Source organism: Streptomyces sp. NPDC001822, assembly GCF_042892135.1.
Lineage (GTDB): Bacteria > Actinomycetota > Actinomycetes > Streptomycetales > Streptomycetaceae > Streptomyces.
Map to the genome: position 1 here is coordinate 45,762 of NZ_JBIATW010000010.1, position 22,364 is coordinate 68,125.

Consider the following 22,364-nt stretch of genomic DNA (forward strand, 5'->3'; position numbering starts at 1 on the left):
GCGGGCCCCGGCGGAGGTGCGCCGGTCCTCGACACCCGGGGGAAACACCGGTAACACGCGGTTCACATACGGGCAACGGCCGGGAAATCGCGGCTTGCGAAGCTGCGCACCATAGACCGCAGCACCCGCAAAGGATGGCGTCCGTGACGTTCAAGGCTGAGTACATCTGGATCGACGGCACCGAGCCGACCGCCAAGCTCCGCTCCAAGACGAAGATCATGTCCGGAAGCCCGTCCGCGGACGTGGCGGACCTGCCCATCTGGGGCTTCGACGGTTCGAGCACCAGCCAGGCCGAGGGGCACGCCTCCGACCGGGTGCTGAAGCCGGTCTTCACGTGTCCGGACCCGATCCGCGGCGGTGACGACGTCCTCGTCCTGTGCGAGGTCTTCGACATCGACATGACTCCGCACGAGTCGAACACCCGCGCGCTGCTGCGCCCGGTCGCGGAGCAGTTCGCGGGCCAGGAGCCGATCTTCGGCATCGAGCAGGAGTACACCTTCTTCGACGGCCACCGCCCGCTGGGCTTCCCCGAGGGCGGCTTCCCGGCCGCGCAGGGCGGCTACTACTGCGGTGTGGGCGCGGACGAGATCTTCGGCCGTGAGATCGTCGAGAAGCACCTCGACAACTGCCTGAAGGCGGGCCTGGCCATCTCCGGCATCAACGCCGAGGTCATGCCCGGCCAGTGGGAATTCCAGGTCGGGCCGGTCTCGCCGCTGGAGGTCTCCGACCACCTGTGGGTCGCACGCTGGCTGCTGTACCGCACCGCCGAGGACTTCGACGTCTCCGCGACGCTGGACCCGAAGCCCGTCAAGGGCGACTGGAACGGCGCGGGCGCGCACACCAACTTCTCGACGAAGGCGATGCGCGAGGGCTACGACGCGATCATCACCGCGGCCGAGTCGCTGGGTGAGGGCTCGAAGCCGATGGACCACGTCAAGAACTACGGCGCGGGCATCGACGACCGTCTGACGGGCCTGCACGAGACCGCCCCGTGGAACGAGTACAGCTACGGCGTCTCCGACCGCGGCGCCTCGGTCCGTATCCCGTGGCAGGTCGAGCAGGACCGGAAGGGCTACATCGAGGACCGCCGCCCGAACGCCAACGTCGACCCGTACGTCGTCACGCGGCTGATCGTCGACACCTGCTGCACCGCGCTGGAGAAGGCCGGCCAGGCCTGATCCCCACCGGACCGGCCGGCCCGGCCCCACCGGCACCGTCACCGAGGGGCGTCCGCACGCGGGCGCCCCTCGGGTGTGCCCGGACACCCGCCGCACGCCCGCGGGACGGGCGGTGCGCCGGAGAGGGGTGAGGGGTCCGGCACCGGGTGCGTATCGACGGGTGAGAGGGCTCTGATGCACAGCCGTAATCTCTGCTTCAATGGGGACATGGCCAGCTTCCAGCACACCGCGTCGGGTCGCAGCGACCTCGAGCCGTTCTGGCCCTCCCGTCAGCACCATGACTTCGACCGGGTGTGTTGCCGCGCAAGGAACGCGCAGGCCCTCTAAAGCCGCCTCACACCGGCCTTCGGCCCGCGCGCACGACGTACGTCCTCGACGACTCCTCGCGCGAAAGAGCTGACCCCATGACGAACGCCCGTACCCTCTCCACCGCGTCCGCCGCCACCGCGGCGTCCTCGGTACCCGCCGCGGCCTCCGCCACCGCCCGCGCCGCCCTCTCCCCCAACCGTCCCAGGCTGCGCGCCGTCGACCGTGACGAGGTGGTCGAACTCGCGGACGTGGCGGGCTTCCTGCCGCCGGGCGCCACCTGGCTGCCCGCGCCCCAGCACACCCTGCCGGCGCTGCCGGGCCGGCCGCCGATGGTCGGCTACCTGGTGCTCGTGCCCGCGGACCAGCAGCCGGCCCTCGCCGGGGCCGTGGCCACGGCCCGGCATCAGCAGCTCGTGCCGGAGCCGGTGGACGCTCCCGCGAGCGGCCCCGTGCGGATCGACTCCACCCGGCGCACCGCCGCTGTGGACGGCCTCACGCTGGACCTCACCTACCTCGAGTTCGAGCTGCTGGCACACCTGGTGGCGCATCCGCACCGGGTGCACACCCGCGACCAGCTGGTGACGACGGTCTGGGGCTACGGGCACGTGGGCGACGGGCGGACCGTCGACGTCCACGTGGCCCGCCTGCGCCGCAAGCTGGGTGCGGAGCACCGGCGGTCGATCCAGACGGTGCGGCGCGTGGGCTACAAGTACGCGCCCTGAGCACGGGCGCACGCTGCGGGAGGCCCCGGGGACCTGGTCCCCGGGGCCTCCCGTCGTCGGCCGGCAACCGCGGTCCGGACGCCCGGGGGTGGTGCCGGGTACACCCTCGGGCGGGTGGCTGAACGGCTGACGGCGCACCGTCCGCAGGGGCGAGACTGTGCGTCGAACGGGATCCGACGGGGGCCCGGCGAGGGGAGACACGCCATGCAGGCAACACGCAGCCGGGTGAGGACCGCGGCGCTGACCGCCGGGCGGGCGTTCGTCCTCTCGTTCGCGAGCATCGCCGGCTCCACCGCGCTCTTCGTCCTGTCGGTCCTCTCCCTGGCCTTCGTCCCGCTGGGCGTGGGGCTGGTGACCACACCGTGGGTCCTGGAGGCGGTGCGCGCCCACGCGAACCGGCGCCGGCTGCTGGCCGCGGCCTGGTCCGGCGTCCGAATCCCGGTGCCCTACCGGCCGTTCCCGAAGGATCTGCGCACCGGTCTCACCGGCCGGGTCGAGCGGTCCACGTTGCTGCTGAAGGACCCGGCCACCTGGCGGGACCTGAGGTGGCTGCTGACGGACATGACGGCCGGCTACGTACTGCTGGTCCTCACCTTCGCGCTGATGGTCTATCCGCTGGAGGGGCTGGTCCTGGCGGCGGGGCTGTGGCGGGTGTTCGAGGACAGCGCGTACTGGTACGGCTTCGTGCCGGTCGACAGCCAGCTGACGGGGCTGGCGGCGGCGGCCCTCGGCATCGCGGTGTTCCACGTCGGTCTGTGGGCGGCCGAACCGCTGCTCCGGGCCCACTTCGTCCTCGCCCGGTCGGCGCTGGCGCCCGCTCAGGGCGAACTCGCGCAGCGCATCGACCGGCTGACCGAGACCCGGCACGAGGCCGTGGACACGGCGGCCTCCGAACTGCGGCGCATCGAGAGGGACCTGCACGACGGGGCGCAGGCCCGGCTGGTGGCGATGGGGATGAACCTCGGCACCATCGAGGCGCTGGTCGAGAAGGACCCGGCGCAGGCCAAGAAGCTGCTGGCGATGGCGCGTACGTCGTCGGCGGAGGCCCTGGCCGAGCTGCGTGACCTCGTGCGGGGCATCCATCCGCCGGTGCTCGCCGAGCGGGGTCTGGGAGACGCGGTGCGCGCGCTGGCCCTGCGCATGCCGGTGCCCTCGGAGGTGACGGTGGAGCTCTCGGGCCGTGCCGGGGCACCGGTCGAGTCGGCGGCGTACTTCGCGGTCAGCGAGGTACTGACGAACGCGGTGAAGCACGCGGGTGCGGACCGCATGTGGGTGGACGTGCACCACGCCGAGGGCATGCTGCGGATCTCCGTCACCGACGACGGCAGGGGCGGTGCGGCGGTCACGGACGGTTCGGGACTCCGCGGAATCGAACGCCGGCTGGGTACATTCGACGGCGTACTCGCCGTCAGCAGTCCCGCGGGCGGCCCCACCATGGTGACCATGGAGATCCCTTGCGCGTTGTCCTAGCCGAAGATCTCTTCCTGCTCCGCGACGGCCTCGTGCGCATGCTGGAGGCATACGACTTCGAGGTCGTCGCGGCCGTCGAGTCGGGCCCCGAACTGACGCGCTCCCTGGCGGAGTCGGACCCCGACGTCGCCGTCGTCGACGTACGGCTCCCGCCGTCCCACACCGACGAGGGCCTGCAGTGCGCGCTCGCCGCCCGCCGCACCCGGCCGGGGCTGCCGGTGCTGGTCCTGTCCCAGCACGTGGAGCAGTTGTACGCCCGTGAGCTGCTGGCCGACGGCGCCGGCGGCATCGGGTACCTGCTGAAGGACCGGGTGTTCGACGCGGACCAGTTCGTCGACGCCGTGCGCAGGGTCGCCGCGGGCGGCACGGCGATGGACCCGCAGGTCATCTCTCAGCTGCTGTCCCGGCGTTCCGCGGACAAGCCGATGGGGGGCCTCACGCCCCGGGAGCGTGAGGTCATGGAGCTGATGGCGCAGGGCCGTTCCAACGGGGCGATCGCGGCGCAACTGGTGGTGACGGAGCGCGCGGTGGCCAAGCACACCTCGAACATCTTCGCCAAGCTCGGCCTGCCGGTGTCCGACGACGACAACCGCCGCGTGCTGGCGGTGCTCGCCTACCTCGACCGGGGCTGACGCCGCCGTCCGCAGCTCGTCGGCCGCGCGGCCGGAGCGCCCGTGGCCGGGGCCCCGGCGTGATCCGCCGAGGGAATTCGGGGCCGGGGTGAACGCACGGGGCGCCCCGTGCGTATGGGACGTCACGCTTCTGACTCGAAGCCCCGAAGCGGAGGAGTTCCATGGGACGCACATCGCGCAGGAAACGTTCGACACTGGCCAACCGGGCGATCGTCGCCTCGGCCGCGCTGATTCTGGGTGGAGGTGGGCTGGTCGCCGTCAACGTCTACGCGAGTGCGGGCGAGAGCGGCTCCGGCTCGCCTCCCGGACAGGATCGGGCGGCGGCTCGCCAGATGTCCACCATCGACTGCCCCGACGCGGGAACAGCCCTTCCCGACGTACCGGAACAGGCGCGGCCGGAGGTCGACCGCGAACTGGCAGCCATGGATACGCAGATCACCGACGCGTACCGGCAGTTCGCCGACCGCAGGGAGCAGATCTCCCGGGATCCCGGTCTGGCGCAGAACGCGGTGCTGGGCCCGTTGCAGAGCAAGCGGACGGCCAGCCTGGACCGCATCGGGACCGCCGTGGAGCGGGTGGCGGGCGACCGCCCCCAGGGGCTCGACGGGCTCGCCGGATGCAGCCTGCGCGCCGACGACGAGGGCGGCGGGACCGGGGGCCAGGGCGAGGGCGGGGGTGACGGCCAGGACGGCGGCCAGGATCCCGGGGAGGGTGCGGACCAGGGCCAGGACGGGGGCGGAGGTGACGCCCAGGACGGCGGTCAGGACGGCGGTCAGGACGGCGGTGACGGCCAGGGAGGCGACCAGGGACAGCAGGGCAACGGCCCCGAGGCCTCCGACTTCGTCGACATCGAGTCGGTCCGGCCCAACGTCGACCGCCCCCGCCTCCGCCGGGGAGCCTCGCGCGGTACGTTCACCACCTCCTGCGGCCGCAACGAGAACGGCAAGTTCAACCCCGACAACGTCATCGCGGCCCCGGGTGTGAGCAACGGCGCCCACCACATGCACGACTACGTCGGGAACCAGGCCACGGACGCCTTCGCCGGCGACGACGACCTGGCGGCCGGCGAGACGACCTGCCGCAACCGCGGCGACCGGTCCACCTACTACTGGCCCGTGCTGCGTCTGCAGAACGGCCAGGACGAGGACGACGTGGCCGCGGACGGGGGCGGCAAGGACCAGAACACCGGGGAGATCCAGACGCCTTCCCAGGTCACGCTGAAGTTCGTGGGCTCCCCCGCCGGGAAGGTCACGGCCATGCCGCGCTTCCTGCGCATCATCACCGGGGACGCCAAGTCGCTCACCAACGGCGACGCCAACGCGAACGCCTCCTGGAGCTGTACCGGTTTCGAGAACAGGCAGCTCAAGGACAAGTACCCGATCTGTCCCGAAGGCAGCCAGGTGGTGCGCTCCTTCGCCTTCCAGAGCTGCTGGGACGGCCGGAACACCGACAGCGCCAACCACCGCACGCACGTCGCGTTCGCGCAGGACGACGGGCGGTGTCCCAGCGGCTTCAGGGCCATCCCGCAGCTGGTGCAGCGCATCGTGTACGACGTCCCGCCGGGCCCCGGCTTCGCCGTGGACTCGTTCCCGGAGCAGCTGCACAAGCCGGTCACCGATCACGGCGACTTCATCAACGTCTTCGACGACAGGCTGATGAAGAAGGTGGTGAGCTGCATCAACGGCGCACGCAAGTGCCGCTGACGCGGTGACCCCGGCACCCGGGGGCACCGTCCGGACCGGGGCCCTCAGCCCGGCGGTGTCCGGGCGGGGGCCCCGCGGCCGGCCCCGGACCTGCGCGGTCAGCTCCCGTGGTGACCGGAGTGCCCGCCCTCGCTCCCCCCACCGCCACTGTTCCCCGAGTGGTGCGGCGAGGCGGTCTCCACCGTCCCCCCGAGCCGGCCGCGCAGCGCCGCGACCACCTCGGCGTCACCGACGGCGACCCACTTCCGGCCGACGAGGTAGGACCCGCCGTAGTCGTTGGCCTCGTTGATCCACTCCCGCTGCCCCCGGTCGGTGGCGAAGGTGGCGAGCACATAACGTCCGTCGCCGGTGGTGCAGTTCGCCTGGCGGAGTTCCTCGGCGTCCGTCTGCACGTCGGGATCGCAGTCCGCCTTCGAGGCAAGCTGTTCCAGTGTCCCCTTCGCGGTGGCCGGCACGTCGGGCCCGTCGCCGCCGTCCGCTCCCCCGCCGCAGGCGGTGAGCAGGACCAACCCCGCCAGCACGGCTGCGGCGGCCCGGGGGGCCCGTACTCGTCGCCACTCCTGCTGTTGCACCATCCGGCCATCGTGCCCCGGTGGTACCACCCGGCGCGGGGAAACCACGCAACCCGCTCCCGGGGGCGCGCGTGCCGGAGTGACCATCGCACCATTCGCTCGTTCTGCTGAACATGCCCCCACTGCGAGCAGTACCGCCGCCCGCCGGCCGCCCGTTCGCGACGCCGGCCGCCTCGGACCGGACCGAGGCCGCGCCCGCCGAGCACTACGCGCGCCTGGTCCGGGTCGCCTACCTCGTGCTGGCCCCCTCGCTCGGCCGCAACCGCCGGGTCGTGTCGGCCCACTGGCTGGTGCAGCGGGCCCTGGCGGCCGGGGAGGGCGCGGACCCGGGTCACGCGTACGCGCACGTGCGGCTCCGGGTGGTGCGCTCCGCGCTGGAGGCCGGGCTGCCGTTGCTGCGGTTCGCCCGGCCCCGTCGGGCGCAGTTCCCTCCGCTGGTGCCGCAGGTGTGGGGGCTGCGGCTTTTCCCGCACTCGTGCGGGGCGGAGGAACTGGCCCTGGAGCAGGCGCTGGCCGGTGTCTCGGGGCCCTCCCGGGCCGCGCACGTCCTCCGGGGGCTGGAGGGGCTCGACGACGCCGAGGTGTGCGGGGTGCTCGAAGCAGCGGGCGTCGCGGACCCGCGGGCCGCGCTGCTGGAGGCCGACGCGCTCACCGCGCCGTACGCCCTGCTGTCGTCGCCGGAGTTCGACCCGTGCTCGCTCCAGGTCAGACCCACCGACGCGGCCCGCCGGGGGCGGCGCGGGCGGGCCGTCCTCGCGGGGCTCGGGGCCGCCCTGGTCTGCGGGACGCTGCTGCTCACCCCGGGGGACGGTCTCAGCGGCCCGGGCCCCGCATCCGCGCCGCTCTACTCCCTGCACCACTCCGCCCAGCGCGCTCTGGACCCGGCCGCGTTGCGCAGGGTGCCGGCCGGGCTCTGGCGGGGCTCGGAGCGTGCGGACTTCACCGTCTGGCCGACGCGCGGCGACCGGACCGGGGACACCAGGCTGCTGCGCCGCGCCCTCGCCGCGTGGGCGCGGCCTGGGCCCGCGGTGGCCGCGTCCGCGACGCCGGGTACTCCCGACGGGCCCCCGATGGGCCCTCCCCAGCTCCTCTACGCGGGCGAGGTGGGTCCGGCGGCGGTGGTCCTGTTCCACGACGGTCTGCGGGTGGTGCGCTACGCCGAACCGCGCAACGCCGATCCGGCCGGGGGCGCCGCCCTGGACTTCGCCCGGGTGGACGGGGCGGACGCGCTGTCCGCGAGTGCCCTGGTGGTGCAGCGCCGGGAGGGGCGGGTCCGCTATCTGACCGCGCCCTGGGTGCGCGAGGCGGCCGTACGCGATCTGCTCACGCCCCGCCGGGCGCCCCGGGCACTGGCCCTGGACCGGCACGGGGTCACGGATCCGGTGGCCGCGCCGGAGCCGCGGGAGGACGGCCGGTCGGACTGCCGGTCCTGGCAGGCGCTGGAGGTACGGGACGGCACGGCCGCACGGCTGATGACGGACCTCGGCGAACTCACCCCCGCCCGGCTCACGTCGGGGGCGCCGTCCGCTCCGCACGACGTGTCGGGCCGGGCCGAGCGGGAGAGCTGGGCGCGCACGGCCTGCCTGCTCCCGGCGGTGCGGTCCCACGGCGTCCGCTCGGTGAACTCCTGGGCGTACGCACGGCAGCAGCTCCCTGAGGGGGAGGGCGCCGCACAGTGGCTGTGCACCAGGGCGGACACCTGGCGGGGCACGGGGAGCAGGGTTCTGGCGCAGTTCCAGGCCCCGCCCGAGCTGTCGGGCGGGGCGGGGGCGCCGGGTGCGGTCGCGGCGCGCGCCGAGGACTCCCCGGACTGCGGGATGCGCAGGCCGAGGGTGCTGGCGGGGGTGCTGTGGAAGTCGGACGGCGGGCGGTGGTACGTGCTCGCCGCGGGCTCACGGCAGTTCGCCTCGCTGACGGCGGCCGGCGGGGTGCGGGGGCGGGCCGACGGAAGGCTGCTGGCGCTGCCGGCCAGGGCGGGCGACCGGGCGCGGCTGGCCGGGGTGCTGGTGGACGGCAGCAGGGTGGGCGCTCTGCGCTGACCGGCACCCTCGCGGCTCCCGCCGGGAACTGCCCGGTGGAGGTGGCGGACCGGCGCGTGGCCACCCCCCGTTAGGCTGTCCGGCATGACGACCGGTGTGCGGCGCAGGATGGGCGTCGATGAGCGCAGGGCCCAGCTGATCGGCGTCGCGCTGGAGTTGTTCAGCCACCGCTCGCCCGACGACGTGTCGATCGACGAGATCGCGGTGGCGGCCGGCATCTCGCGTCCGCTCGTCTACCACTACTTCCCCGGCAAGCGGAGCCTGTACGAGGCCGCGCTGAAGCGGGCGGCCGATGATCTGGCCGGCCGTTTCCTGGAGGCGCACGAGGGTCCGCTGGGGGCCAGGCTGCTCCGGGTGATGCACCGCTTCTTCGACTTCGTCGAGGAGCACGGGCCGGGCTTCGCCGCGCTGATGCGCGGGGGCCCCGCGGGGGGTTCGTCCACGGCGGACGCCCTCGTCGACGGGGTGCGGCAGGCGGCCTACGAGCAGATCGTCGCGCATCTCGGTGTGCCGTCGCCGCCCGCGCGGCTCGAACTGGTCGTGCGGTCCTGGGTGTCGCTCGCCGAGTCGACGGCCCTGCTCTGGCTGGACGGGAAGCGCGTCCCGCGTGCGGAGCTGGAGTTGCAGCTCGTGCACGACTTCGCGGCGCTCGCGTCGGTGAGTGCCGCGTACGACCAGGAGATGGCGGGGATCATGCTGCGGGTCTTCGCCCAGGAACCGGCGGACGGCCCGTTCGACGAGCTGCTCTCGCGGCTCGCCGCCCTGGCGCCCGCCGTGCCTGTGGTGCCCGCGGTGCCTGTGGTGCCGCCGCAGCGGCGGGTCTGAGCCCTCAGCGCTTGGCGTAGGACGGGTCGAGGTCCCTGATCTCGGCAGAGGTGTGGACGGCCAGGCCGTCGGCGGGCTTCAGGTGGCCGGCCAGCAGGTCCAGGATCGTCTCGGCCAGCCGTTCCTTGAGCTCGGGTGTGCGGCCGGCCAGCAGCGCGACCTCGACGTGCACGATCGCGTCGCCCGCCGGGGCGTCCCCGACGACCGACTCCTCGACGCGGCGGAAGCGGGTCTTGCAGCTCGGGACCTTCGTGGTGACGGTCTCGGCGACCATCGGGTGGAGGGCGAGGGCGAAGCCGCGTCGGTCGAAGCCGTCGTCGAGCTCGGCGGAGTAGTCGACGGTGATCTGCGGCATCAAACGCTCCTGGTGCGGGTGCGGTGGGACTGTCGGACCTCAGCTTTCCCCGATCGTCGCGGTGGCACAAGGCGGTCTTGCCGGGTGGGACCCCGGAGACGGAGACGGCCGGTCCCGCCACCGGACCACGGGGGCGGTGGCGGGACCGGCCGGTGCGGACCGTCAGCGCGCGGAGAACACGGCGACCGTGCGCCCCGGCACGGTGAAGCTGCCCGACGTCCCTTCGTACGAGGCCTTCTTGACCGTGGAGTCGGCGCCCGCCGCCTGGACGGGGTGCAGGGCGTAGGACTTTCCGGCCAGGCCGGGGACGGCCTGGGTCCGTGTCCCCGGGGTGGCGTTCAGGACGACGACGAGTTCACCGAGCCGCATGGTGATCACTCCGGGCGTCTCGTCCGTGCCGGACAGCGGGAAGGACAGGGCCTCCTGCACCTGTGCGGTGGTGGCGAGGCCGAAGCCCTGCTCCGTGGTCCGGATCGTGAGCAGGTCCTGGTAGGCGGCGGACGCCCCCGTGATCTCCGCGCACCCGGGGGTGAGTGCGGCGGAGGTCAGCAGCGGCTTGCCGTACGGCCACTTGTCCTTGTTGTCGGCGGCGGGCGGCAGCCCCCGGCCGAAGCCGTTGCCCTTGCGGCAGTCCCAGTGCAGCGCGTTGAACCAGTCGCCGCTGTCGTAGGAGTTGCGGTCCAGCGACTTGGAGCGCAGCAGGTCGGTGCCCGCCTGGGAGAGCGCGGGCCCCTGGGAGAGCGCGGCCGTCGCCATGGCCAGCACCTGCATGCGGGCCCGGTCGGCGGCCGGGGTGCCGGCCGGGAGCTTGAAGGCGAGGGCGTCGTAGAGCGTCTCGTTGTCGTGGGCGTCGGCGTAGGCGAGTGCGTCGCCGGGTGCCGCCGCGTAGCCGGCCGGGGCGCCGTTGTAGTCGACCTCGGATCCCGTGACCGTGCGGCCCCGGCTGTCGGTGAAGGTGTAGTCGGCGAGGTTTCCGGTGAGGCCGACCTTGATCAGGTCCTGGTAGTGGAGGAGCCGGGCCTTCTGCTCGGCCTCGGTGCCGTTGGCGGGTGAGGTGTTGGGGTCGGTGTAGAGGCCGGAGGCGAAGCCCTGGATTCCGGGGTCCTCGTCGAAGGGGCCGCCGCCGCGCACGGCGTCGCGGGCCCGGTCGGAGAAGGTGGCGATGCCGGTGCCGGCCATGTTCTTCTGGGTGGCCTGGACGAAGCGGGCGTCGTCGGCGATCTCACCGAAGTTCCAGCCCTCGCCGTACAGGATGATCTTCTTGCCGTCGACGCCGTCCCTGGCGACGGTCAGCTCGTCGAGGGCCTTGCGCACCGCGAGGATGTTGGCCTTGGGGTGGTGTCCCATGAGGTCGAAGCGGAAGCCGTCGACCTTGTACTCCCTGGCCCAGGTGACGACCGAGTCGACGACGAGCTTGCCCATCATGGTGTTCTCGGTCGCGGTGTTGGCGCAGCAGGTCGACGTGGCGACGGTGCCGTCCTCCAGGAGCCGCTGGTAGTAGCCGGGGACGATCCTGTCGAGGACGGACTTGTCGTCCTGGCCGGAGGCGACGGTGTGGTTGTAGACGACGTCCATCACGGTCCGCAGTCCGGCGCCGTTGAGCCCCTGGACCATCTGCCGGAACTCGGTGGTGCGCTTCGTGCCGTCGGGGTCGGAGGCGTAGGAGCCTTCGGGAACCGTGTAGTGCAGCGGGTCGTAGCCCCAGTTGAAGCCGTCCTGCGCCGCCGCCTTCGTGACGCAGGCCTGCTGCTCCTCGGAGTCGGGGGCGTACACGGACAGGTCGCAGGCGGGCTGCTGCCGGTCGGACTTCTTCTCCGGGATGGTCCCGATGTCGAAGACGGGCAGCAGGTGCACGTAGCTGGTGCCGGAGTCCGCGAGCTCCTTGAGGTGCTTCATGCCGTCGGAGCGGGTGTCGGTGAAGGCGAGGTACTCGCCGGGGTGTTTCGACGTGGAGTCCGTGACCGAGAAGTCACGGACGTGCAGCTCCTGGATCTGGGCGTCGCGGAGCGGGACGGCGGCGGGCTTCTTCAGCGCGGACCAGCCGCGCGGAGCGAGCTCCGGGCCGGCGAGGTCGACGACGAGGCTGCGGGCGGAGTCGGCGGTGAGGGCGGTGGAGTAGGGGTCGGTGACCTTGTTGGTGACCAGCTTCTGGACGGTGGGCGCCCAGACCTGGACGGCGTAGCGGTAGGGCTTGCCCGTCCAGGACTTCGTGCCGGTGACCGACCAGACGCCGGTGCGGCCGTCGCGCCGCATCGGGACGGTCCGTCCGTCGAGTTCGAGCGAGACGGTGCGGGCGGTGGGTGCCCACACGGAGAGCGTCGGGCTGCCCTTGCGGAAGACCGGGCCGAGGGCGGCGCCGCTCGCCGCCTTGCCGTACAGCTCGTCCAGCACTCCGGCGGTCTGGACGCCGGTGGCGGCGAGCAGGGCGCCGTTGGCTGCACGCTGGGTGGCTATCAGCTGGCCGCGCAGGGACTCGCGGACGCGGTCCCGGTCGCGGGTGTCGACGGTGAACGCCGGATAGTCCTTCAGGTGCGGGTACTTCGCCTTCTGGGCGTCGGTGAGTCCGGTGGCGCCGAGGCGCAGCCACCGCCCCTCGTCGGACAGGGCGCCGTCGACGACGGAGATGCCGCCCTTCTCCGCATACACGAGCTGCTGGCTGGTGGCGTCGGTCGCCTTCACCTTCCAGACAACGGTGTCCGCGTCGATCCACTGGGCTTCGGCCTTGGTGAGATCGGGCGTCGGGGCACCGCCCGTCTGCGGGAGCAGGTAGCCGGGCCGGCCGCCGAGCATCCAGACCTCGTGGCCGTAGGAGGCGATGTCGAGGGACTGGTCGCTCGGGAGGTCCTTCTCGTCGCCCTTGTGGAGGATGTAGCTGAGCGAGGTGGCACCGTCGGTGAGCGGGACCTCGAAGGTCACGCCGTACGCGTCGGTCCTCGCGGGCTGCAGCGGCTTGGCCCAGTCCGTGGGGGCGGCGGCGCCGGTCCAGGTGTGCAGGCCCCAGCCGGTGTAGTCGCCGTCGGCGCGGTGGTAGTGCAGGACCGCCTTGGAGGTGTCCTGGGGAGGGGCTTCGGGTGCCTCGGCGGACTGCTCGTCCTTGCCCTGCTCGATCCATACCTGGCCGGTCCGCGCGAGGTCGACGGTCCGCTCGGGCCCGTCGGCCGTGCCGTCCTTCTCGACGGTGTACGGGACCGAGGAGGCGTCTTCGTCCAGATCGATCCAGGCGAACGCGCCGTAGGCGTCCCGGCCGGTGAAGTCGGCCGTCGTGTCTCCGGACTTGAGCTGCCAGCCCTCGTAGTCGCCGTCCGCGCGCTTGTAGTGGACGACCGCATGGTCGCGGTCGACGGCGACGGGCTTCGGGGCGGGCGGGGCCTGGCCCGCGGTCGTGGAGGCGAGGGCGCTCGCGGTGCGACCGGCCCGGTCGACGACCACGGCCTTGTAGCGCAGCGCGGTCCCGGCCTTCACCGAGTCGTCGAGGTGCTGGGTGACCTTGTACGGGGCGTGGTCGGCAGAGCCGAGGGTGGTCCACTTCCCGTCGCCGGTCTGCGCGGCGAACACCACGCGGTTCAGGTCTCCGCCGCCGGCCTCGGCGCTGATCTCGACGGTGCCGGTGGCCCCGGCGGCCGGGGCCTTCAGGGTGATCGAGGGCGTGGCCGCAGGTGTGCCGAGCGGCTTGTCGGCGCGGAGCACGATGCTGGACAGCGCGGGCACGGTGACCTTGACGGTCCTGTCGGCGGCGCTGCGCACGGCTCCTGAACCGCCGTACAGCATACGGAAGTTCATCCCGATCGACTCGGTGGGCAGCTGGACGGTCCGCGCCTCGGTGGAGTTGTTCGAGGCGACGACGTACTCGTACGGCTTCCTGGTGTCCGTACGCGAGAAGGCGTGGACGGAGCCCTCGGCGTAGCGTTCGGTCTGGGTGCCGTCCCGCAGCGCCGGGTGCTCCCGGGTGAGCTTCGAGAGGGCGGCTATGGACCGGTAGAGAGGGTGTGAGGTGTCGTACGCGTCGGACGCGTGGGTGCGGTCGGTGCCGATCTGGTCGTCGTCGAGGTAGTCGGCGGTCTTCGAGGCGAAGAGCGTCTGGCGGGCCTCCTTGTCGCCGCCGGCTCCGGTGTAGCCCTGTTCGTCGCCGTAGTAGATCACCGGGTTGCCGCGGCCGAGGAACATCAGCTCGTCGGCCAGGCGGGCGCGCTTCAGGAGTTCGGCGTCGCCGGCCTTCGGCTTGTCCTGCTTCAGGAAGGTCCCGATGCGGCCCATGTCGTGGTTGCCGAGGAAGGTGACCTGTTCGTAGGCGTTCGCCTTGTCGGTGGTGTAGCGGTAGTCGTCCGCGTAGACGTCGGCGAGCTTCGAGGCCGGGGCGCCCTGGGACGCGTACTGACGGGCGGCCTCCTGGAACGGGAAGTCAAGGGTCGCGTCGAGCCTGCCCCGTGTCACGTAGGGCGAGGTGATCTCGGTGTCGGCGGAGTAGACCTCGCCGAACATGAAGAAGTCGTCCCGGCCGTGCTTCGCCGCGTAGCCGTCGAGGGCGGTGGCCCACCGGGTCCAGAAGTCGAGGTCGACGTGCTTGACCGTGTCGATGCGGAAGCCGTCGATGTCGAAGTCGCGGACCCACTTCTCGTAGATCTTCTCCATGCCGGAGACGACCTCGGGGCGTTCGGTCCACAGGTCGTCGAGGCCGGAGAAGTCGCCGTACTCGGTGGATTCACCGGCATAGGTCGAGTCGCCCCGGTTGTGATACATCGTGGTGTCGTTGAGCCAGGCCGGGACCTTCTTCCCCGTGTTGGCGGGGGTGTACGGGAAGGAGTCGGCGTCCACCTCCTCGACGCCCCGGCTGTCGTCGAACGGACGCCCGTCCTCGTCGAGATAGGGGAAAGCGCCCTTGGGCTTGTAGCCGTACTTCTTCTCGGCGTAGTCGACGGTGTCGGCCGTGTGGTTGGTGATGACGTCGAAGAAGACCTTCATGCCCTTGCCGTGGGCCTTGTCGATCAGCTTCGTGAGATCGGCGTTCGTCCCGAAGTGCGGGTCGACCTGGGTGAAGTCGGTGATCCAGTAGCCGTGGTAGCCGGCCGAGGCTTGGTCCCCCGTGCCCTGCACGGGCCGGTTCTTGAAGATCGGCGCGAGCCAGATCGCGGTGGTGCCGAGGCCCTTGATGTAGTCGAGCCGCTGGGTGAGGCCCTTGAGGTCGCCGCCCTGGTAGAACCCCTTGTCCGTGGGGTCGTAGCCGGTCTCCAGCCGCGAGCCGGTGAGACCGCCCCGGTCGTTGGAGGTGTCACCGTTCGCGAACCGGTCGGGCAGCACGAAGTAGAACTGCTCGCGGGTCAGGTCGTGCCTGGCCGGCTCCTTCGCGAGCTTCGCGTCCGAGGGCGGGGACGGCGGTCCGGGCGCGGCGGACGCGGAGGCCGCCGGTACGACGGGCAGCAGCGCCGCGCACAGTGCGGCGACGGCTCCCCGGCGGAGGGTGGTTCGGGACACGGGCGGGTACTCCTCGGCTTTCGGGGATCGGGCGGTGGAGCGGTGCGGGCCGGGGACGCTCACCCTCGCGTCCCCGGCCCGGCGGTGAACGGGGTCAGCCGCGCCAGACGTCGGCGGTCAGCGTGACCTTTCCGGAGGACGGCACGGTGGCGGTGCGGTTGGCGCCGCTCTCCCAGGTGGTGTTGCCGCTCGCGTCCTTGCGGAGGTACTTGTACTCGAAGGAGGTCCCGGCGGGCAGGGCCACGTCGAGCTTCCACACGGGATAGGCCGCCGGGTCGAGCTTCAGGGCGCTGCCGGGCGACCAGGTGCCGAGGGCCGCCTGGTTCCCGGTGACGTAGATGTTCTGGCCCGGCTGGGTGGTGGCGTTGACGCCGAAGGAGGCACCGGACCCGGTGCCGGGGTCGGGGGTCGTGCCGCCGCCCGTGCAGGTCCGGGCGCCCACGTGCAGGGCCACGGCGGTGTTCGCGCCGAGGGTGGCCGTGAACTGCCCGGACCCGTTGACGGTGACGCCCTTGCCGGACTGGACGTCGCAGTAGTCACCGGCGGGCAGCGAGGTCTGGAACGTACGGCTCAGCGACGAGCCCTCGTGGTTGATGGCGACGTACGCCTTGGAGCCCCGGCCGAACGCGATCTGGTCGCCGCCGTTGTCCCACCAGTCCGTGACGGCCTGCCCTCGGGCCGAGTTGCGGAAGCCGACCATGGAGGAGATCTCGCGCCAGGCGTGCTGGCACTTCCAGCCGTCGCTGTAACAGGCGTTGACCTGACCGCCGTTGGGCGGACCGGCGTCCTTGTCGGACCACTCGTAGCCGGAGTGGACGTCCGGGGAGCCGTAGGGGTACGCCAGCATGAAGACGTTCGCCAGGGTGTAGTTGGCGCCGTCCTTGTAGTTCAGGGTGTCGCCGCCGCGCTCGGTGTCGTGGTTGTCGACGAAGACGGCGGACTTCCCGGACTGCATGAAGCCCCAGCCCTCACCGAAGTTCTTGAGGTAGGCGAGGTTCTCGTTGTTGAAGACCTGCTTGAGGCTCCGGGCGTAGCGGAACTCCTGGACGTCGCCGCTGCCGAGGTACTCGGAGGGCGAGACGGCCTCGCCCGCCCCGTAGATCGCCTCGTGCTTCCAGTACACGCCGGGGTTGCTCAGCCGGGACTTGATGTTCGCGAGGTCGGCGGCCGGCATGTGCTTGGCGGCGTCGATGCGGAAGCCGTCGACGCCGAGGGACAGCAGGTCGTTGAGGTAGCCGGCGATCTTTCCGCGTACGTAGTCCTCTCCGGTGTCCAGGTCCGCCAGGCCGACCAGTTCGCAGTTCTGGACGTTGGCCCGGTCGCCGTAGTTGTTGATCTGCGACTGGCAGTCGTTCATGTCGTTGACCGAGTAGAGGCCCGGGTAGTCGTACTTGCTGTAGCCGGAGCCGCCTGTGCCCGTGCCGGAACCGGCGGACATGTGGTTGATGACCGAGTCCGCGATGACCTTGACACCCGCACCGTGACAGGTGGAGACCATGTTCGCGAAGGCGTTGCGGTCACCGAGCCGGCCGGCGATCCGGTAACTGACGGGCTGGTACGAGGTCCACCACTGGCCCCCCTGGATGTGCTCCTGGGGCGGGGAGACCTGGACGAAGCCGTAACCGGCGGGCCCGAGGCTGTCGGTGCAGGCCTTCGCCACGGAGGCGAACTTCCACTCGAACATCACGGCGGTGACGTCCTTGTCGCCGGGCGGCGCGGCCTGAACGGTGCCGGCGGGTATGGCGAGGACGGCGGCGCCCGTGGCGAGGGCGAGCGCGGCAGACAGGGATCTGCGTGCCATGACTTTCCTCCTGCGGTGGGGGAAGTGCGGGGGATGGCGGAGCAGCCTCACGTGGCAACGCGCCGTGCCGTCCAAGGCCTTGAAGGTTCTTGCAGCAAGAATGCAAAAACTTCGGTGCGGCAGACCGTACGAGTCCGGCCAGTCCCGGTCAACCCCCGGGACACGACGCGATCACCTCCCGCTCACATCTGTGAAATACGGGAGATCGCGACCTGCAAGGCCTTACGCAACTTATTGCGGGGCTGTTAAGTTCACCCCGACTCCGGTCCGGCCGGCCGGGGGTCCGGCACCCCGGGCCCCACGCGCCCGGCCGGCCGGGCCGGTCACGCCACGGAGAGGCCCGGACGTCGCTTCCCCGCCGGCCCACCCAGGGCCGACGCCCGGGCCCCTCCTGGCGCACCCGCACCCCCGACGCCGGACTCGGCACCCATGGCCGGCCACCCCTCCCCGACGGGCACGTACGGCGAGATCCGACAACCCCACGCACCGGCCCCACGAGGCGGCCCCACCCCCAACTACTTGACCAGGCAACTTATTCTTGCGATTCTTGGATCACCGGAAAAGCCGTATCTGGCGTCATATACGAATGACAGGGCGTCAGGCGCAACAGCGAAGAATCGAAGGGAATTGACGTGAGTGTCGCCGAGCCTGAATTCGTGGTGAGGGATTTCTGGGAGAGCTTCGGTCCCACCTGTGATGACGCGATCGCCACCTGCAAGCGGCTCGTCGCCGACGAGGTCGCCTGGGAATCGGTCCTCGCGGACGCCAACCCCATCGGCACCCTCGATGAACTGGTGAACGATCTCGAACGTGCTCGCCGCGACCTCGGCGCCGAGGGCTATCAGTTCGACGTCAAGTACATCGCCACGCAGGGGGACGTCGTCCTCAGCCAGCGCGTGGAGAAGATCCTGGCAAAGGACGGCAGCACCCTGCTCGTATTCGACGTGATGGCTCTCACGCGCGTGGAGAACGGCAAGATCACCTGGAACCGCGACTACTTCTACAGCACACAGCCCAAGGAATGGGGCCGTGACGAGTGACGAATCGATCCCGGCCGACCGGCCACGGCGGGGTTCGGACGGCCGGGGAATGAGTGGGGCGGGGAGATCCACCTCGCCCCACTCGAAGCCGGGCAGGCTCGGAAATATATACTTGCATCGTCAAATCTGAGCGGGTGCGGTGAGTCCACACCATGCGCCCGAGGACGGGAGCGATATGACCACGCCGGCGTCGGACGGCTATCGACAGACATGCCTGCCCGTCGACGAATGGCTCTCGCAGCGTCTGCTCGGAACGGGAGTCGTCGGTGCGGAGAGGGACGCGCTGGTCCAGACGGCCCGCGAGGAGTTCAAGAAGATCTACCGGGACGTCCTCGACGAACTGTTGGACCAAGCCCGTGGGGCCGCAGCAGAGAAGCAGCCGGCTGCGGAAAGGGTGACGCGGGCTGAGGCCGTGAGTGGCAGGGACGCCGACAGCCGGAGCATTCGTGAGGCTCTGACGGGGATGGTGGCGGACGCGCCGACGGCGTCGCAGCCGGACATGGCCCCGTCCGGAGTTCTTCCTCTGGCTGAGAGCCGCCCGGGGGCTTCACCACTTTCTGATACCTCCGATCGTGGCCTGACGGCGTCCGTCAGGGAGGCTGTCGGAGCGGAGGTGATCGTCCGGTACCCGGAGATTCCCGAGGTTCTGGTGGTGCGGGCCGTTGAGCTGTATCACGGGCTGCGGCCGGTCTCTACGTTCGTGACCGCCGCTGACAGCGCTCAGTACGTGGTCGATGTGGGCGACGTGGCGCGAGCGGGTCTGGAGCACGTGGCGACAGGGCCGAAGCATCCGGAAGTGTCGGCTGTCACCGAAGCGGCCGAACGCGCCATGAGGACTGAGGCGTTGAGGCGTGCGGAGGACGCCGAACGTACCGCGCGGGGCGGCCGGAGCTCTGTCGCTGCGGGGGCGGAGGGATTCACCGCTGATGACCTGAGGGCCCTGGCCCGAGTGCAACGCGAGCGGAATTCAGGGGACGAGCGCGAGAAACTCGAGCAGGCCTTGAGTCTGGGGCAGGCCGCTACGGCACGTGCCTTCGGGAACATGCCGATGCTGATCAGCGAGTCGACGGACCCGGAGCCGTACTCGCAGCAGCCCTTCGAGTGGCAGGTGGCTGCTGTCGTGGCGAATCTGTTCCTCGACAACGGCGTCAGCGAGCGGACCCTTGTCGCGGCGCAGGAAACGGCAGACCGGCTGGCCGGGCGAGAGTCTTCTTCCCAGCGCAATGCGGTCAGAGCACCCGGGGGTGTCCGCGGCAGGAACGCCGGTCATGTGCGCGGTGATCAGCCGCAGGCCGGGCCCTCGGCGAACCCCGCAGCGGGGCCTCATCAGGGATACCCCGTAAATGAGCCGGACCGGCAGGCAGCAGCTCCGCAGCAGAATTATCGAGGTGGGCCGGGATGGCAATTCCATAGGCAAAGGGGTTGGGAGCCGGACCCTGCATACCGTCCGCCAGGACAGGAGCGCAATCCCGCCTACAGGTATCCCGGCTACGAGTTGATGGACTATGTGCCTGGCCAGGGTTGGGTTCCCTCTCCCAACCCCGGCCAGGCACAATGGATGCCGCCCGCTCCCGATGTGTGGCGTGGGGCGCTGCCGCCGGCCCAGCCGGCCCTTCGCCACGGGCCCGGACGCGAGGGCCTTTCCGTTGATCCCCGAGCAGTCGGTTCGACCGAGCCCGTGAACTTCACCCTGGATCTGATGGTCCGTCAGGACGGTGACACGATAAGGGGTGGACAGCTCAACGTAGGACACTCCTGGGTGGCGATGCACACCCAGAAGGGTCACAACAAATCAACCACCACCTACGGTTTCTATCCCGCAGAATTCAATCACGACCGCCCATTCAATAAGTACCCCGGCGTGGTGCGTGAAAACTACGACGATCCGCACATCGCGGACGCAAAATTCTCCGTGGACATCAGTCGGGAGCAGTACAACAGGGCAGTAGATTTCATAGCGAGGAGCACCAACCTCGAATACCACCTGTTGGCTTACAACTGCACTACGTTCGCCCGCGAAGTTTACAAGGTGGCCATCGGGAGAAGCGCCCCGGGAAAAACCGCTCCGGGAATGCCGGACACCCCCGCCGAGCTCCGTAAGGATATCGAGCGGCGGAACGCCGCCGGCTCGTCGAGTAGGTCGGGTTTGTTCAATCCGTTCCGCCGGCCGGGCGGCTCACGCGACGCGGATCTGAACCCCGCAGGACTGCCCCTGGGGCACGCCCTGGTGCTCGGGCAGCCGCGTTTCGGCGGTGCGGTCGAGGTCGATTCATCCGTGGTGACGCGGTCCGCCGGCACCCGGACGCAAGCGAAGCGGCACGAGACCCTGACCAGGTTCGAGCTTCCTGATCCGAGCCGCTCCGAAGTCCTGTTCGGTTACGACGTCAGCGATACCGGCGAGATTCATCTGCTCCACGACGGGAACACCGTCCACCTGCCCGCCGACGGCTGGATGTCCTACGGAGACGATTTTCTGCACGGGCGGGGCTACCTGCTGCGCGGAGACAGCGGCTGGATCGGGCAGGTCGAGAACTGGGACGGGCTGCGCGCGGAACTGCCACCGAGTGCGATGCAACATCAATTGGTGGTGCACGACGAACAGCTGTACATCGTTCCCGCGCAGGGAAGCAGAGCGGTGATACTGCCGCTGAACGCGATAGAGCCGGCACACGTCGCTGAGCCGAGCCCGCCCGCCTATGAGGAGGAAATCCCCACCCACGGGCTCGCCGGGGACGAACAGCAGGCGGCCTCGAACGCCTCTTCCACTGACGACGTCGTGGGCACGAGCCGTGACAACGTCCCACTCGGTCGAGTCGGCACATCGCATGCACCGCAGGCCGCCGGTCCGGCATCCGCCACGTCATCCGGCCCGGGCCTCCTCGCCTTCCTCGACGCACCCCGCGGAACAGGGACGGGGACGCCGCGGACGGATCCGAAGGAGGGCGTTTCCGACGGGCTCTCCGCGCACCCGCAGACCGCGGATGGGATTCCGGCTCCGCAGGAGCAACGCCCTGCGATGCCGCGACAGGCCGCTCCGGAGGCGCAGGAGGCGCGGGACGTCGGGCAGGAGCGGGTCGGAGACGGTGGGCCGGGTGCGGATCAGTCGCAGCACGTGGGCCACGACTCCTCGAACACTGCCGGCACGTCAGGCGCCGAGGTCGTGCCCTTGGCCGAGGATTCACCCGCCACGGAGTGGCTGGGGTCCCTGCTCGTCCGGCTCAACGAGGACGTCCGGCCGACGGTCCGGATCTGGGAACGGTCGGCCGGCGGTCATGTCGAGGTGCTGAAGGACGTTCTGGCGGAACCCGGCTCGCGGTCCCTGGTCTTCGGTGCGCAGTGGGGGAACCCCGTATGGGCCATCAACATGGCAGGCACGATCAGATGGTTCTCCCTCAATGCCGAACAGGTGCCGGTCCCGCATTTCGCCGACGGTTCGTTCGCCTCGATCGACATCGACCGCAGGGGTCAGCTGACCGGACCTGCCGCGAGCGTCCTGAAGACGACCGGGCCGCCGGCACTGCACGGGGCGAAAACCGGGTTCTGTGATCTGAACATGGGCGTAGACCTCGGGGCCGTACTCGGGTGGCAGGCGAGGGCGTAGGCGTGAGGCCGCGCCGGGTGCGGCGGTGCTTACCGGAAGAGTCCGCGCATCCGTCGGCTCCGGGTCCTGCAACCCTCAGAGCCTCCGGCAAGGTCTTCCACCGCGTCACCGCCCACCGGGCCGCGCGCTCGCGCGACCCGGTGGGCGGTCACCGCACGAGGTCGACTTCGGCCCACACCGTCTTGCGCGGGGCGGGCCCCGCATCGGTGCCCCAGCGGTCCGCGAGTGCCCCGACGATCAGCAGGCCGCGCCCCGACTCCGCCTCCCCGTCCGGCAGGCCGACGGCCTCGGGTGCGGGAGGCATCCGTTCGCCGCGCGCGTCGGTCACCTCGATCCGCAGCAGCGCACCGCGATGCACCGCGAGACACAGCCTGAAGTCCCGGCCCGGTACGCGGCCGTGCGCGACGGCGTTCGCGGCCAGTTCGGCCACGATGTGGGCGGCCGGCTCCGCGGGCAGCCCCCAGTGGCTCAGATGGGCGGTGGCGAGCAATCGGGCGAGCCTGGCCCCCCGGCGGGTGGGCGAGAGCAGCACGGCGAACTGCCGTGTCGGAGCGGAATGTTCGGTTCGGGTGATTTCTTGGGTCACGCCTCCCAGCCTGACCCCGCCTGCCTACCGTGAAGAGCGACAAGGCGGTTACGTACGGTGAT

14 protein-coding genes are annotated in these 22,364 nt (G+C 71.0%); 9 read left to right on the forward strand and 5 right to left on the reverse strand.

The features are described 5' to 3' along the window. Window positions 1-143: 143 nt before the first annotated feature. From glnII to ACFYY2_RS22760, 5 genes are all read left to right on the forward strand, one after another. On the forward strand, window positions 144-1,178 hold the full coding sequence (glnII, locus tag ACFYY2_RS22740) for a glutamine synthetase (RefSeq protein WP_388745668.1): 1,035 nt from the start codon (window positions 144-146) through the stop codon (window positions 1,176-1,178). Window positions 1,179-1,582: 404 nt separating this feature from the next. After that, window positions 1,583-2,209 (forward strand): winged helix-turn-helix domain-containing protein, encoded by a 627-nt coding sequence (locus tag ACFYY2_RS22745; RefSeq protein ID WP_388745670.1) that lies wholly within the window; start codon window positions 1,583-1,585, stop codon window positions 2,207-2,209. A 204-nt stretch (window positions 2,210-2,413) separates the two neighbouring features. Then, window positions 2,414-3,679 carry a sensor histidine kinase gene (locus ACFYY2_RS22750; protein ID WP_388745672.1) on the forward strand — a complete coding sequence of 422 codons (1,266 nt, stop codon included), beginning with the start codon at window positions 2,414-2,416 and terminating at the stop codon, window positions 3,677-3,679. Further along, window positions 3,664-4,311, forward strand: coding sequence for a LuxR C-terminal-related transcriptional regulator (locus ACFYY2_RS22755; RefSeq protein ID WP_388745674.1), 648 nt, complete (start codon window positions 3,664-3,666; stop codon window positions 4,309-4,311). The genes ACFYY2_RS22750 and ACFYY2_RS22755 overlap by 16 nt, the downstream gene beginning before the upstream one ends. A 161-nt stretch (window positions 4,312-4,472) precedes the next feature. Then, window positions 4,473-6,014, forward strand: a complete 1,542-nt coding sequence (locus tag ACFYY2_RS22760) for a DUF1996 domain-containing protein (protein ID WP_388745676.1) — start codon at window positions 4,473-4,475, stop codon at window positions 6,012-6,014. A 98-nt stretch (window positions 6,015-6,112) separates the two neighbouring features. On the opposite strand, the gene ACFYY2_RS22765 is transcribed toward ACFYY2_RS22760, so the two are convergent. Beyond that, window positions 6,113-6,589, reverse strand: coding sequence for a hypothetical protein (locus tag ACFYY2_RS22765; RefSeq protein ID WP_388745678.1), 477 nt, complete (start codon window positions 6,587-6,589; stop codon window positions 6,113-6,115). 110 nt (window positions 6,590-6,699) lie between these two features. Here ACFYY2_RS22765 and ACFYY2_RS22770 point away from each other — a divergent pair, with 110 nt between their 5' ends. Next, the gene (locus tag ACFYY2_RS22770) at window positions 6,700-8,625 is read left to right on the forward strand and encodes a hypothetical protein (protein ID WP_388745680.1); all 1,926 of its coding nucleotides are present in this window, start codon (window positions 6,700-6,702) and stop codon (window positions 8,623-8,625) included. A gap of 84 nt (window positions 8,626-8,709) precedes the next feature. Next, a complete protein-coding gene (locus ACFYY2_RS22775; RefSeq protein ID WP_388745682.1) occupies window positions 8,710-9,450 on the forward strand; it encodes a TetR/AcrR family transcriptional regulator in 741 nt (246 codons plus the stop codon). Window positions 9,451-9,454: 4 nt separating this feature from the next. Here ACFYY2_RS22775 and ACFYY2_RS22780 read toward each other — a convergent pair whose 3' ends face one another. From ACFYY2_RS22780 to ACFYY2_RS22790, 3 genes are all read right to left on the reverse strand, one after another. After that, on the reverse strand, window positions 9,455-9,805 hold the full coding sequence (locus ACFYY2_RS22780) for a 5-carboxymethyl-2-hydroxymuconate Delta-isomerase (RefSeq protein ID WP_388745684.1): 351 nt from the start codon (window positions 9,803-9,805) through the stop codon (window positions 9,455-9,457). A 162-nt stretch (window positions 9,806-9,967) separates the two neighbouring features. Next, window positions 9,968-15,274, reverse strand: a complete 5,307-nt coding sequence (gene pulA, locus ACFYY2_RS22785) for a pullulanase-type alpha-1,6-glucosidase (protein WP_388745686.1) — start codon at window positions 15,272-15,274, stop codon at window positions 9,968-9,970. A gap of 94 nt (window positions 15,275-15,368) precedes the next feature. Continuing rightward, the gene (locus ACFYY2_RS22790; RefSeq protein WP_388745688.1) at window positions 15,369-17,075 is read right to left on the reverse strand and encodes a carbohydrate-binding module family 20 domain-containing protein; all 1,707 of its coding nucleotides are present in this window, start codon (window positions 17,073-17,075) and stop codon (window positions 15,369-15,371) included. A 632-nt stretch (window positions 17,076-17,707) separates the two neighbouring features. Between ACFYY2_RS22790 and ACFYY2_RS22795 the strand changes: the two genes are divergently transcribed. Next, complete coding sequence (locus ACFYY2_RS22795; RefSeq protein WP_388745690.1) at window positions 17,708-18,115, forward strand: limonene-1,2-epoxide hydrolase family protein; 408 nt, start codon at window positions 17,708-17,710, stop codon at window positions 18,113-18,115. Between the two features lie 175 nt (window positions 18,116-18,290). Beyond that, a complete protein-coding gene (locus ACFYY2_RS22800; RefSeq protein WP_388745692.1) occupies window positions 18,291-21,716 on the forward strand; it encodes a hypothetical protein in 3,426 nt (1,141 codons plus the stop codon). A 148-nt stretch (window positions 21,717-21,864) separates the two neighbouring features. Here the strand turns inward: ACFYY2_RS22800 and ACFYY2_RS22805 are convergent, their stop codons facing one another. After that, window positions 21,865-22,302 (reverse strand): ATP-binding protein, encoded by a 438-nt coding sequence (locus ACFYY2_RS22805; RefSeq protein WP_388745694.1) that lies wholly within the window; start codon window positions 22,300-22,302, stop codon window positions 21,865-21,867. Window positions 22,303-22,364: the final 62 nt, after the last annotated feature.